The organism is Liquorilactobacillus cacaonum DSM 21116, from assembly GCF_001436735.1.
Classification (GTDB): domain Bacteria; phylum Bacillota; class Bacilli; order Lactobacillales; family Lactobacillaceae; genus Liquorilactobacillus; species Liquorilactobacillus cacaonum.
Window position 1 is genome coordinate 335,627 of sequence record NZ_AYZE01000014.1, and the last position, 13,094, is coordinate 348,720.

Annotated in this window: 12 protein-coding genes and 1 tRNA gene; 11 read left to right on the forward strand and 2 right to left on the reverse strand. The window is 33.0% G+C overall.

Annotation, left to right across the window (positions count from 1 at the left end):
- Positions 1-117 precede the first annotated feature (117 nt).
- The 7 genes from FC80_RS05500 (at position 118) to msrA (ending at position 5,328) form a co-directional block, all read left to right on the forward strand.
- A complete protein-coding gene (locus FC80_RS05500; protein WP_057829129.1) occupies positions 118-495 on the forward strand; it encodes a hypothetical protein in 378 nt (125 codons plus the stop codon).
- A gap of 83 nt (positions 496-578) precedes the next feature.
- Positions 579-1,328: an NADPH-dependent oxidoreductase gene (locus FC80_RS05505; RefSeq protein ID WP_057829130.1), complete on the forward strand. Its 750-nt coding sequence runs from the start codon at positions 579-581 to the stop codon at positions 1,326-1,328.
- A 55-nt stretch (positions 1,329-1,383) separates the two neighbouring features.
- Positions 1,384-1,471 (forward strand) — tRNA-Ser (locus FC80_RS05510).
- Between the two features lie 151 nt (positions 1,472-1,622).
- Positions 1,623-2,408 (forward strand): alpha/beta fold hydrolase, encoded by a 786-nt coding sequence (locus FC80_RS05515; protein ID WP_235807247.1) that lies wholly within the window; start codon positions 1,623-1,625, stop codon positions 2,406-2,408.
- Positions 2,409-2,478: 70 nt separating this feature from the next.
- Positions 2,479-3,888, forward strand: coding sequence for a C69 family dipeptidase (locus FC80_RS05520; protein WP_057829132.1), 1,410 nt, complete (start codon positions 2,479-2,481; stop codon positions 3,886-3,888).
- 44 nt (positions 3,889-3,932) lie between these two features.
- Positions 3,933-4,433 carry a P-loop NTPase family protein gene (locus FC80_RS05525; RefSeq protein WP_057829133.1) on the forward strand — a complete coding sequence of 167 codons (501 nt, stop codon included), beginning with the start codon at positions 3,933-3,935 and terminating at the stop codon, positions 4,431-4,433.
- A 73-nt stretch (positions 4,434-4,506) separates the two neighbouring features.
- Entirely contained in the window at positions 4,507-5,328 is an 822-nt protein-coding gene (gene msrA, locus FC80_RS05530; RefSeq protein WP_057829134.1) for a peptide-methionine (S)-S-oxide reductase MsrA, read from the forward strand.
- Between the two features lie 334 nt (positions 5,329-5,662).
- Here the strand turns inward: msrA and FC80_RS05535 are convergent, their stop codons facing one another.
- Positions 5,663-8,032 (reverse strand): phosphoketolase family protein, encoded by a 2,370-nt coding sequence (locus tag FC80_RS05535; RefSeq protein ID WP_057829135.1) that lies wholly within the window; start codon positions 8,030-8,032, stop codon positions 5,663-5,665.
- Positions 8,033-8,236: 204 nt separating this feature from the next.
- Here FC80_RS05535 and FC80_RS05540 point away from each other — a divergent pair, with 204 nt between their 5' ends.
- The 3 genes from FC80_RS05540 to FC80_RS05550 all read left to right on the forward strand — a co-directional run bounded on the left by FC80_RS05540 (position 8,237) and on the right by FC80_RS05550 (position 10,210).
- A complete protein-coding gene (locus FC80_RS05540; RefSeq protein WP_057829136.1) occupies positions 8,237-8,461 on the forward strand; it encodes a DUF2829 domain-containing protein in 225 nt (74 codons plus the stop codon).
- A complete protein-coding gene (locus FC80_RS05545) occupies positions 8,461-9,216 on the forward strand; it encodes a 3-oxoacyl-ACP reductase (protein ID WP_057829137.1) in 756 nt (251 codons plus the stop codon). Before FC80_RS05540 ends, FC80_RS05545 begins: the two co-directional genes overlap by 1 nt.
- Positions 9,217-9,562: 346 nt before the next feature.
- The gene (locus FC80_RS05550; RefSeq protein WP_057829138.1) at positions 9,563-10,210 is read left to right on the forward strand and encodes a hypothetical protein; all 648 of its coding nucleotides are present in this window, start codon (positions 9,563-9,565) and stop codon (positions 10,208-10,210) included.
- A 78-nt stretch (positions 10,211-10,288) separates the two neighbouring features.
- Here the strand turns inward: FC80_RS05550 and FC80_RS05555 are convergent, their stop codons facing one another.
- Positions 10,289-11,458: a hypothetical protein gene (locus tag FC80_RS05555; RefSeq protein WP_057829139.1), complete on the reverse strand. Its 1,170-nt coding sequence runs from the start codon at positions 11,456-11,458 to the stop codon at positions 10,289-10,291.
- Between the two features lie 409 nt (positions 11,459-11,867).
- On the opposite strand from FC80_RS05555, the gene FC80_RS05560 reads away from it, so the two are divergent.
- Entirely contained in the window at positions 11,868-12,995 is a 1,128-nt protein-coding gene (locus FC80_RS05560) for a vitamin B12 independent methionine synthase (protein ID WP_057829140.1), read from the forward strand.
- Positions 12,996-13,094 lie beyond the last annotated feature (99 nt).

The window sequence follows — 13,094 nt, forward strand, 5'->3', positions numbered from 1 at the left end:
AATTTAGATATTTAATTACTTTTAAGATTAAGAAATTAATCCAGTTAGGTAAATGTGTCTTGTATAGAAAAATCAAGATTCTGGGATATAATATAAAAATAGAAAGGAGATTTATATATGGAAAAAGTAAAATTTTTTTGCGGATGTATTATGGTTTCTTTTATCGGAATAGCTTTGCTTGAAAGAAAAAGAAAATTACAAATTCAAAAAAAAGATTATGAGATAGGTTCTGAAAATACAATAGATATAGAAAATGATGCTACAGATTCTGAAATGAAAAAAATTTGTAATGAACAAGAAGCATTATCGTTAGTAAAAATTAAAATAGGTGACAATAATGGTGATTGGATTTGGAAGTGTTTATGGAGTGATGATGATAAATTTTTTGTGAAGGCAGTTTCAAAAATAGCGCTAGAAAAAGGAGCAATGACAGGCACTGCATATTCGCTGTATGTTAATCGCAATGGTAATATTGAAGAAATTCCATTGAATTAAATATATAATATTATACTTTCTAGTTGTTTGATGTAGTGGTAAAATTATTCCATTGATTCATATTTAAAGGAGTGGTTTGCCATATGATTAAAAATACAACAATTGATAAACAATTAGGTCATAAAACAATTAGAGCATTTAAAGAAAAAGTCTTGACAAAAGAGCAAATTAACACTTTGGTAGAAGTTGCTCAACATACTTCTTCTAGCATGTTTATGCAACAATTTTCTATAATTCATATTACGGATGCAGAAAAAAAGGATAAGATTAGGGCAATTTCTGGGCAAAAGTATGTTGGAGCTAATGGGGACTTATTTATTTTTGTTGTTGATTTACATCGAAATCAAAGAATTCGTCAACAATTGGGTAAAGACGATGGAAGATTGCATCAAACTGATATTTTTTTGCAGGGAGTGGAGGATACTGTTTTAGCAGTCCAAAATACAGTTAATGCTGCCGAAAGTATGGGACTAGGAGCAGTTATCTTAGGAAGTATCAATGACAATCCTGGAGAGCTTTTAAAGGTACTAGAATTACCAACTATGACTTATCCGATTCTAGGTATTCAAATTGGCATTGCTGATCAAACGCCACAGTTGAAGCCACGACTACCCTTAGATGTGGTTTTTTTTGAAAATGATTACCATGAAATTAGTTTAGTGGATTTAAAAGATTATGATGAAATTGTGCAAACATATTATGATTTACGTAATTCAAATCGACGGATTGATTCATTTACAAATCAAGTAGGTTCCAAAAAGCTTGGAACAAAAGAAACCCACCGAAATGAATTATTAGATGTTTTACATAGCCAAGGACTTTGTTTAAAATAAACGCGAATTCCAATTGCATTTCACTCTGATAATTGATATAATATTTATCGTTGTTGGAGAGTTGGCAGAGTGGTAATGCACCGGACTCGAAATCCGGCGAACCGGCTTATACCGGCGCGCAGGTTCAAATCCTGTACTCTCCTTTAGGATATTAAATTATCCTAACCCCAATCTCTACCCTCGGCGGAAATGTTGATTCATCAGCATTTCTGCCTTTTTTAATAGAAATATATTTTTAATTTTTAGTTGTCAGGTTCAATGGTTTTACTTAATAGGAAGGGAAACTTGTCTGAAATGAAAAATGAATATATTAAAACAGATTTAGGTAATTATAAAATTACTGTACATCCAGGAACAAATTTAGTAGTTTTTTTGAATGGAGCAGGTAGTTTTGATACAGCTGATGCATTTGCACCAGTAATTGAGAAATTATCCCCAAACGTTGGATTATTGGCAATTGACTATCTTAATACGGGTTTAAGTTCAATACAAAAGAAGGAATATAGCTTAACAGAAGACATTCAAAATATGGTAGAGATGATTACAGAACGTAATCCTAAAAAGGTAATTATAGTTGCACACAGTTTAGGTGGAATTTTTGCAAGATTGATTGCTGCCAAGTTAACTAATGTAACAGGTTTTGTAGGTATTGAACCAACGACACTTGAAATTCTGGCGGGAATACCAGATATTCCAGAATATCAAGAAAAAAAAGAGCAGTTTAATGCAATGACACAAGAACAAGCTATTGAGAATATGAAAAAGCAGTCAGAAAAAAGTTTCACAAAAAAACAACATGCAGACTTATGGCAACATTTTTACGAAGATAGTAAGCGGGATAGTGATAAGCAATATCAGCAACAAAGCGAAGTTTTCATGACAGACCTTCCAAAAATGAATGATAGCAAGTTTTCTACAAATATGGAAGTAAGGATATTTACAGAAAAATATCGTGAAAATGAATATAAAAGATCAGAATATTATACAAAGCAAACGGAGATTATCAGTGTGGGAGATAATCATTACTTACATTGGGATTATCCAACAGAGATTGCGCAAAAAATTCAAAATCTGGTTTAATTTATTTGAGATTTTGAATAGAATTTCAAGTAGTATAATTGAATTAGGTTGATAAAGGAGTAAATAAGATATGAAAAAAAGAATACATGGTTCATGTACAACAATTTTGGTTGGTAAAAAAGCTTCAATTGATGGTTCAACAATTATTTCCAGAAATGATGATGGGCATGAGGCACTTGACCCACAGCGTTTTGTTGTAGTTAATCCAGAGGAACAACCAAAATACTACCAATCAGTCATTAGTAAAGTCAAAATTGAGTTACCCAATAATCCATTAAGGTATACTTCTATTCCTAATGCAATTTTGACAAACGGGACTTGGGCAACAGCTGGTATCAATAGTGAAAATGTTGCGATGTCAGCAACCGAAACAATCACAACTAATTCACGAGTTTTAGGTGCTGATCCTTTTGTTCAAGATGGAATTGGTGAAGAAGACATTGTGACAATTGTTTTGCCATACATTAAAAGTGCCAGAGAAGGTGTTACACGTTTAGGAGAACTACTTGAAGAATATGGTACCTATGAGCCAAACGGGATTGCTTTTTCAGATACACAAGAGGTTTGGTGGCTAGAAACAATTGGTGGGCATCATTGGGCTGCTGTACGCATACCAGATGATGCGTATGTTGTTGCACCCAATAGAATGAATATTGACGACTTTGACTTTAATTCTACAGATACAATGTGTTCTGTAGATTTGGAAGAAATGATTACGAAATATCATTTGAATCCTGATTTTGAGAAAGTGAATTTACGTCATATATTTGGAAGTTCATCGATCAAGGATACTGTTTATAATAATCCACGAACATGGTTTGGCCAGAGATATTTTAATCCGGAAATCCACCAAGATCCAATGGATCAAAATCTGCCATTTATTTGTTATGCAAATCGCAAAATTTCGGTTGAGGATGTTAAGTACGTTTTGAGCTCACATTTTGAAAATACAGACTATGATGTGTATGGTTCCGGTACAGAAGATAAACGTAAGTTGTTTCGACCAATTGGAATAAACCGAAATCATAATGTGCATATTTTACAACTAAGAAATGATCTTCCAAGTGAAATTGCAGGAATTCATTGGCTGGCTTATGGAGCAAATACTTTTAATACAGTGGTACCTTTTTATGTAAATGTGGGAGACACTCCGGACAGTTTTAAAAATGCAAATGGTACTTTCGATCTCAATAATATGTATTGGCTTAGTTGTACAACTGCTTTACTTGGAGACACTGATTACGATTTTTATGTCGATATGCGTAACAGTTATGAACTTGAAGCGATGAGCATCTATCGGAAGATTCAAAATAATACAGATGAAGAATTTAATAATCTAAAAGGTAATCCAGAGGATTATTTGCTTAATGCAAATCAAAAATTAGCTGACGAAGCATTACGATTACAAACAAAATTATTAGGTGAGATGGTAATTGCTGGTTCAGAAAAGATGAGATTACGATATAATTTGAATGATTAAAATTGTGTAGCATATTTTCTTGAAAATTAAAGAGGCATATTGATTTGAATAAGCAATGTTTAGTTATTATTAGGGGAAACTCTGGGAGTGGGAAATCTTATTTAGCTAGAAAGCTGCAGATGTATTATGGTACTGAGAATTGTTTTTTAATTCAGCAAGATGTTGTGCGTAGAGATATTTTACATACACATGATCATGCGGGAAATCTTGCAATTAAGTTGATTGGAAAAATGATTGAATTCGGATTAGAATACTATCCAGTGACAATTGTTGAGGGAATTCTTAGAAAAGACGTATATTCTAATATGTTGCATAATGCAGTTATTAAAAATAAGGGGACTTCCCTTATTTTTTATTTGGATTTGTCTTTTGAAAAAACATTATTCTTAAATTTGCATAAGGCAAATCCTTTTAGTGAGAAAATTTTACGGCAATGGTGGCAAGAGAAGGATTATTTAGGAAGGTCTGATATTTGTTTAAGAGATGCTGATTTTTTGACTAACTTTAACCAAGTTTTAGAAAAGATTGATAGTCAATTGTCATAAGGTAATTATAATCAAAAAAATAGTTTGATATGTTATGATACAGTTCAGATTAACTTTGAGATTGAGGCAGACTATGGATAAAAATAGAAGCAGACTTGACGAACTTTATAATTTAATTTTAAAGAAGGGAACAAGACAGTGGGAAAGAGAGCAACTTCTAAAATCTAAACATGATATTGAAGCTAATATAGATGAAAAACTTGTTTTAGCACAATTAGAATATAAGTTTCGCCCTTTAGCTGTGCGACATAATCTTTCTCCTGATGTTGCTGACTTTTATACTACGTTAATTGAACAAGGAAAAAATATAGAAACTTTTGATGTTACAAGACATTTTGAAAATGATCCTGTGGGTATTGAGCGAGCAATATTTGCAGGTGGATGTTTTTGGTGTATGGTTGAGCCATTTGAGACACGTCCAGGTATTATTGCAGTTATTTCTGGATATACAGGAGGAACAACACCAAACCCTACTTATGATGAAGTGCTAATAGGTAGTTTAGGATACGTTGAAGCTGTTGAGATTATTTTTGATGCAACAGTTGTTACGTATAATGAATTATGTCAATTATATTGGCAATTGATTGATCCAACTGATGAATTTGGTCAATTTGGTGATCGTGGTGCTAATTATCGGGCTATTATTTATGTTGTAGATGAAAAGCAAAGAAAAATTGCTGAAGAATCAAAATTTGCGCTTGAATGTTCAAAAAAGTTCGCTAGTCCAATAGTTGTACCAATCATAGATGCAGTCAAATTTTGGCCAGCTGAAAATTTTCATCAGCAGTTCTACAGGAAAAATCATAAGCAATATCAAAGACTTAAAAACTCTCGTAAAACTTATCTTACTTACCTCAAGATAAAAGGGTGGTTTTGGCGGAAAATAAGGCGATAAACACAATTAATGTAATGAGTAATGGAAAAATACAAAAAAGTTATAAAATGTATTAGTATCTAGTTAAAGGTAACTAAGAGTTTCTTTGAGGTTACTCTTAGTTACTACAAAATTGAAAGATATGTATCAGAAGAACTAATTGGTACAGGACTTATTATGATGAGTATTTCGATGAACATTTTATTTATGCAGTAATGGCTCATATAGCGAAAGTCACCGAGAAATCCATAAGCAGTATTATGCAATGGTTGAATAGATGAAGTACTTAAAAAGGATTAGGCCAAGTGAGAATTTTAACTCCTCATTTTTGCCTAATCCTTTTAGGTAATAGTGCTTATTTAATTGATTTCCATTCCCAATCTTCGACTTCAGGTAAATCGACACCTTCATCGCGAATAAATTGATGATGCTTGGCAATAATACTGTCCATTTTAGCGACAAATTGACCATATTTTTCAGCATTAGGTAAGCTCAAGACCGCTGATTTAGCAAGATCAAATCTATCCATCTGATTGAGTACACGCATATCAAATGGGGTTGTGATATCACCATTTTCACGATAGCCATGAACATGGAGATTGTGATTATGCCGGTCGAAGAATAAATCACGTATTAATCCTTCATACCCATGAAAAGCAAAAATTACGGGTTTATTTTTTGTAAAGAAGGCATCGAATTCAGTATCACTTAGACCGCGTGAATCTAACTTTTGACTACGTAATCGTAATAAATCAACAACATTAATGAAACGTATTTTTAACTCTGGTGTAGCGGCATGTAATATAGAAATGGCCGCAAGACTTTCTAAGTTTGGTTCTGTTCCCGCAGCAGCAATTACTAAGTCAGGTTCAGCATTATCGTCGCTAGAAGCCCAATCAATAATTTTCAAACCATTTTGAACTAATTCTTTTGCCTCTGCAATGCTATAAAATTGTTGGCGTGGGTGCTTAGATGAGACAATCAGGTTAATTTTTTCACGATCATTTAAGACGTGTGCCATCACTGCAAGTAAGCTATTAGCATCTGCTGGCAAATATTCTCTAATGAACTCAGGTTTTTTATCTGCAAGATGTCCTAAAATACCAGGATCTTGATGGGTGTATCCATTATGATCTTGTTGGAAAACAGTTGATGTAGCAATAACGTTGAGTGATGGAATCTCACTACGCCATGACTGCTCTTTTGCTTTTCGTAACCACTTGAAGTGTTGTGCTAACATAGAATCAACCACACGCAAGAAAGCTTCGTAACTAACAAATAACCCATGACGACCTGTTAAGGCATAACCTTCAAGCCATCCTTCATCTTGATGTTCTGATAATTGTGAGTCAATTACACGACCAGCTGGCGCCAAAAATTGATCAAACGGTTCATTGATATTTTCAAGCCATTGACGATTTGTTGCTTCAAAAACAGGAGAAAGTCTGTTTGACATTGTTTCGTCTGGCCCAAAAATTCTAAAGTTCTTATTTTGTGCATTTAATTTGATTACATCACGCAAGTATTTTCCTAAGACAGTCATATCTTGAGCAATTGTTTCACCCTGTTTGGTTGTGTCAAGTGCATAATCCCTAAAATCAGGTAAGATTAAATCTTTGATTAGGTTTGTTGGATTAGTATGTGGATTTGCACCCATTCTTTGTTTTCCATTTGGAGCAATTGCTTTAATTTCAGCTTTAAGTTGACCATCTTCTTCAAAGAGTTCTTCTGGACGATAACTTTTAAGCCATTCGATCAATTTGTCAGCATGTTGCATATCATTTTGATCTACAGGAATTGGTATCTGATGAGCCCTAAATGATTTTTCGATTGGTTCGCCATCCCATGTTTTTGGACCAGTCCATCCCTTAGGAGCGCGGAACACAATCATTGGCCAAGTTGGTAGGGTTGAATCGTTATTTTTACGTGCGTTTTCTTGAATATGATGAATGCTTTCAATTGCCTTATCCAAAGCTTCAGCCATGACAGGATGGAGTTTTTCTGGGTCTTCACCTTCGACAAAAATTGGATCCCAACCCATTCCATGGAAATATTCTTTAAGTTGTTCACTTGTTTGACGAGAGAGAATTGTTGGATTAGAAATCTTGAATCCATTTAAATCCAGGATAGGTAAGACTGCACCATCATTGATTGGATTAATGAACTTATTAGATTGCCAAGAAGTTGCAAGTGGGCCTGTTTCTGCCTCACCATCCCCAACGACCGCTGCAACAATTAAGTCGGGATTATCAAAGATTGCGCCAACAGAATGTGAAAGTGAATATCCTAATTCACCGCCTTCATGAATAGAACCAGGTGTTTCTGGAGCAGCATGTGATGCAACTCCTCCTGGAAAAGAAAATTGCTTAAATAACTTTTTCATTCCAGCTGTATCTTGGGTGATTTCAGGATAAATATCAGTGTAACTTCCATCTAAATACGAATTTGAAACCATAACCTGACCGCCATGACCAGGCCCTTCAACGTAAAACATATTAAGATTGTATTTATTTATAACACGATTCAGATGAGCATAAATAAAGTTCTGCCCTGCAATAGTTCCCCAATGTCCAATAGGTTTTACTTTTATGTCATTAGCGTTTAGAGGTCGATCAAGTAAAGGATTATCTTTAAGATATAATTGACCGACAGAGATATAATTAGCAGCACGCCAAAACGCGTCCACCAATTTTAAATATTCAGATGATGAATAATCTTGAGTCATAGTTAGTATCCTCCTTCAATATTTGGTTTATCATGTACTTTCATAATAACTTAAAGCTATACAAAGTCAACTTAATTATTCTTTGGAACGTACCAATTTTAATAGTAACATAATAATGTAGTTATAAATTTCAATAAATATAGCTTAAGTAAGCAAATACATGCTATCTTATTAATTAGAGAAGATGAGTAGGAGGAGATAAAAATGACATTCGAAAAAATTTTGCCCTATTTAAAAACAGGCAATAAGGCAGTTAGAACTAATTGGGAAGGAACTGAGCTTTATGTAAAGCTTGTTCCAGAAGGTAAATTTGAAGGGGATATTTTAAATCCATATTTTTTAATCAAAACAGAAGATGAAGCATTTAGCCTATGGTCACCAACTGATTGTGATATTTTAGCTGATGATTGGGATTTGGTGTCAGATTAATGTATGGCGAACTTCAAAATCAAAGTGTAATTATTACTGGAGCGGCTTCCGGAATTGGACTTGCGCAAGTTGAAATATTTTTGCGTGAAGGTGCAAGTGTAGTGGCAGTTGATGTAGATGGTATAGGATTAAAGGAGTTAGAAAAAAGGCTATCATCAAAATTACTTATAACAATTATTGGTGATGTAACAACAAATGAAACAATAAAAAAAGTTGTGACAACTTGCCTAATGCACTTCGGGAAAATTGATATTGTATGTAATACTGCTGGAATTTTAGATGAATATCGAAATGTTGAAAACACTTCGTTAGAATTATGGAAACATATAATGGATACTAATCTAACCAGTCAGTTCATGATGTTAAAAGAAGTATTGCCTGAGATGCTAGAAAATAAACACGGGGTATTTGTGAATATGGCTTCAATTGCCGGATTAGTAGCTGGAGGCGGTGGGATTGCCTATACTTCTTCAAAACATGCGATTATTGGGATGACTAAGCAACTTGATTTAGATTATGCTAGTCAAGGAATTCGGGCAAACTGCATTGCTCCAGGGGCGATTGAAACCCCAATGAATGCTGCAGATTTTGCCGATGGGGGGGAAATTGCGAATTTAGTTGCTGAACAAACACCTGCTAGAAGATGGGCAAAACCATCTGAAGTTGCTGAGTTAGCACTTTTTTTGGCGAGTGAAAAAGCAGATTATATTCATGGTGCTGTGGTTCCAATCGATGGTGGTTGGATTGAAAAGTAGCTACAAAGTTATATGCTTTCACAGTTAAGTAGGTATGATATAAGAAAGTTAATTTATTTTGATGAAAAATACAAATGATTTTTACTTTAGTATGGTTACAGAAAATGAATTAGAGACTAGGTCAAAATATAAATTTTGGCTTATTTTTTTATATCTCAAAAGCAATCTTCTATTTTGACGAAAAAAGACGATGAAAAAAGGAGTGAATAAATTAAATATTCGATGTGCTTCGGCGGACTAATGAATGAAAGTCATAAAAATTCATCTTAACAAAATATTAAATAGACACACTATTTTGAATTTACTAAAATAGAATTTAGTATATATTTGAGAATGAGTGTGAAAAATGATAAAAAAAATTTGGTATATGTATGTTGAGTTAAGCTTTATTATTATGATTATTGTAATTTGTCGCGAAATTATGTTGCCCTTTGTGCTTGGAATTTTTTCAACACATAACCATGTTGCACTGTTGAGTGATTTTGGATCACCAGGTATGCCCACAAGGCATTTTTTCAAGCGTTGGGAATTTATTGATGGAATTTTATTTATTTTAGGAACACCATTTTATTATCAGTATCTAAAAATCATAAATAAAAAGATGGCACGCTATTTTATTATCTTGGTAAGTATTTATGGGATTGGAGATTGCACTTTTACAGCGTTATTTGATTATTCAGGAAGTTATTTCGCTAATTGGCATAGTATGTTGCATGCACTAGGATCTATTGTAGGATGTGGAGCTTTGTTTATTGCAAATATTCTATTAATATTACTTTTAATGAATGACGGTAAAAGTAATATTGCCAAATTTTTTTGTAAAACTCAATTGCTTAGTATACTAGCTTGTATCTTGTGTTTGTTATTTGAAAATTTTCCTTTACTTGGAAGTACTTTGCAAATGATTGGATTGGATGGTCTATATTTACCCTTGCTAGTATTAGGAATATATAATATTAAGATTCTTGTGGTTAACACGTTCTTTTTTAAATAAAATCATAATATTTAAAAAGAACGTGAGTCTAAATTGATAGGGTGAAAAATATCAAAAAAATTGGAAATCTTTAGTAATTCAAATACCTAAAAATGAATTTTCTTTGGTGCCAGATTGATTAACAGAAGCAAAAGTAGCTAAAAATATAATATTATAAGATAATTCAACTAAGTGTTGATCTATAGCAGAGCTCAGAATTGCTAACAATAAAAAGACAAGTATTCCATATTCCTTGGCAACAAAAAGTTTTTTGAGAAGAAAATACAATAGAAACATGACTAAAATTGACACCAACATACCTGAAATTACAAGAAGACGAATGTATGATGAATCTACGTAAAAATAATTAGCCGGAGGATGTGGTGAAATAGTACCGTTGCTAGTTTCAATAATGTATTTTCCAAATAACGAAATTCCATGTTGATGAAGTGCAATATATCCAAATAGCAAACGATTAGATAATAAATGATTTATCTGCTGTAATATGTGTGAATGAGGGTTAAAGAAATAGGCTAAGGAAACATTTCCTAGGATATAACAGCTTACAAATAATGTTAAAAATTTGTAATTTATTTTTTCAACTAATTGAATAAACAATTCGGATTTAAAACCAACAAGCCATAAAGAAAGCATCAAGATTAAGTCTAAACGAGCATTAGTAAGTATAAAAATTAAAAAAATCAATAGTAAACTGACCAGTTGTTCGATTTTTTTTAACTGCAAATTTCGCCAGGCATAATATGCTAGCAACAAGTAAAAAGTTCTTGCTGCAAAATCAGTTGGTGTTAAAAAACCTAAAGAAAAACGCATAATAAAATGATGTCCCAATCTAGTTATAATTTGACCGGGGATTAATCTAATCAGATAAGCTAAAATGATGACTAAAGTGGAAAAAGTTGCACTGCATAGGTATGTTGTGAGGATTTTTCTAAAAGGAACATCTGCAGCACCAACAATAAAAACTGCGTAATAAAAGATGCTTGAATCATGAGATACTGTTGTTAGGTAATAAAAAAAAATTAACATTATGAATATAACTATTTTTTGTTGAACAGACCACCTATCAAATAACAAAAATTTGAGGCCAACTATTGTTGAAATCAATTTAACAATTAAAAATATCTGATTCATTGGTAAAAGAAAAGGGACAAAGTAGCTAAGTTGAATAGTCATTAAGAACAAGAAAAATGCGAGACAACCTAAATAAAGATTATCACGTTGTCTTTTAAACCAATAAAAAATTGCCACAGGTTTCCCTCCATTTTAGAATTAAACTAAGATAGTAACTATTGTACTATATTTTTTAGCGACTTTCATTGAATGGTTTGACTTTTCGAATCTAAAGCAATAATATAGGGTTTGTAGCAATGAAAGAATGATTAGATTAGGGAAGTCGTAAAAGAGAGTCACAGTAGCTGAAAAGTGATCGACCTAAGTAATCGAAGATGGTTCTGGAGCTTTTTTAAGTCGAACTATTTTTTTGATAGCAAGGCTTTTATGGTGGTGCCCAATAGAGCACACGTAGTAGTTATAAATTGAACTACTCATTGAGTAAATCAGTGTGAACTGGTTTAAAATATAGGTGGTAACGCGAAAATTCGTCCTTATTCTTGTTAAACAGGAATAGGGATTTTTTATTTTGAAAGGAGAAAAATAGATGACAACACAAAATTTAAATAAAATTGGGCCATTTCGCCATGATATTGTAGGAAGTTTTTTGAGAACACCAAAATTAAAAGAGGCTTTGACACAAACTCGCGCAGGCAAATTAACAGAAGATGAGTTCTCAGAGATTCGCAAACAAGAAATTACAAAACTTGTAGAAAAAGAAGTTGAACATGGATTAAAAGACGTTACAGATGGGGAATTTAGTCGGAGTTGGTGGCATCTCGATTTTTTATGGGGACTTAATGGTATAAAAAAATTTGATTATAAACATAGCTATGATTTTAAAGGAGCAGATACTAGAACAGATAATGCAGAATTAAATGGTCGAGTTAGCTTTAATCCGAATCATCCTTTCTTTGAGGCTTTCACAGAATTAAAAGAAATTACACCTGAAGGGATTACTCCGAAGCAAACGATTCCTTCACCTTCGATGCTGTTTAGAGATAATCGCTCAGATAACTGGCCAAAGTATTATAATCAACGAATTGATTATTTACATGACCTTGCTAGTGCGTATCATGAAACAATTGTGCGTTTTTATGATTTAGGTGCACGTTATGTGCAGATTGATGATACTACATGGGCATTTCTGATTAGTAAGCTAGATGAGACTAAAAATGATACTGTTGCACATCAAAAGTATGAGGAATTAGCTAAAGAATCTGTGATTGTAATCAATGAAATGTTAACAGGTTTACCTGAAGATTTAACTGTCACAACACATATCTGTCGAGGAAACTTTAAATCGACCTTTTTATTTGCTGGTGGCTATCAAGCTGTAGCTAAATATTTAGCACAATTAAATTATGATGGATTTTTCCTTGAGTATGATAACGAACGTTCAGGTGATTTTGCACCCTTAAAGACAATTTTTAATAATCGTTTGGATAAGACAATCGTTTTGGGATTAATCACATCAAAAGACGGCAAGCTAGAAGATGAAGCGGAAATTGCAACACGAATTAAAGAAGCAAGCAAATATGTTCCATTAGAAAATCTTGCACTATCGACACAATGTGGATTTGCTTCAACTGAAGAAGGAAATGCATTGACACAAGAACAACAATGGGCAAAAATTGAGTTAGTTAAGCGTATTGCAGAAAGTGTTTGGGAATAACACAAAAGAAAATTACATTTTGTTATGGGAGAGCTAATTTAGCAGTTATAACTTAGCTCTCTTTTTGTTTTACTATGAGTTTTACTTGAGAGGAGAAAA

Coding starts and splice junctions, on each gene's coding strand:
- FC80_RS05500 (WP_057829129.1), top strand. CDS start 118: ATGGAAAAAGTAAAATTTTTTTGCGGATGTATTATGGTTTCTTTTATC.
- FC80_RS05560 (WP_057829140.1), top strand. CDS start 11,868: ATGACAACACAAAATTTAAATAAAATTGGGCCATTTCGCCATGATATT.
- msrA (WP_057829134.1), top strand. CDS start 4,507: ATGGATAAAAATAGAAGCAGACTTGACGAACTTTATAATTTAATTTTA.
- FC80_RS05550 (WP_057829138.1), top strand. CDS start 9,563: ATGATAAAAAAAATTTGGTATATGTATGTTGAGTTAAGCTTTATTATT.
- FC80_RS05505 (WP_057829130.1), top strand. CDS start 579: ATGATTAAAAATACAACAATTGATAAACAATTAGGTCATAAAACAATT.
- FC80_RS05520 (WP_057829132.1), top strand. CDS start 2,479: ATGAAAAAAAGAATACATGGTTCATGTACAACAATTTTGGTTGGTAAA.
- FC80_RS05540 (WP_057829136.1), top strand. CDS start 8,237: ATGACATTCGAAAAAATTTTGCCCTATTTAAAAACAGGCAATAAGGCA.
- FC80_RS05535 (WP_057829135.1), bottom strand. CDS start 8,032: ATGACTCAAGATTATTCATCATCTGAATATTTAAAATTGGTGGACGCG.
- FC80_RS05515 (WP_235807247.1), top strand. CDS start 1,623: ATGAAAAATGAATATATTAAAACAGATTTAGGTAATTATAAAATTACT.
- FC80_RS05545 (WP_057829137.1), top strand. CDS start 8,461: ATGTATGGCGAACTTCAAAATCAAAGTGTAATTATTACTGGAGCGGCT.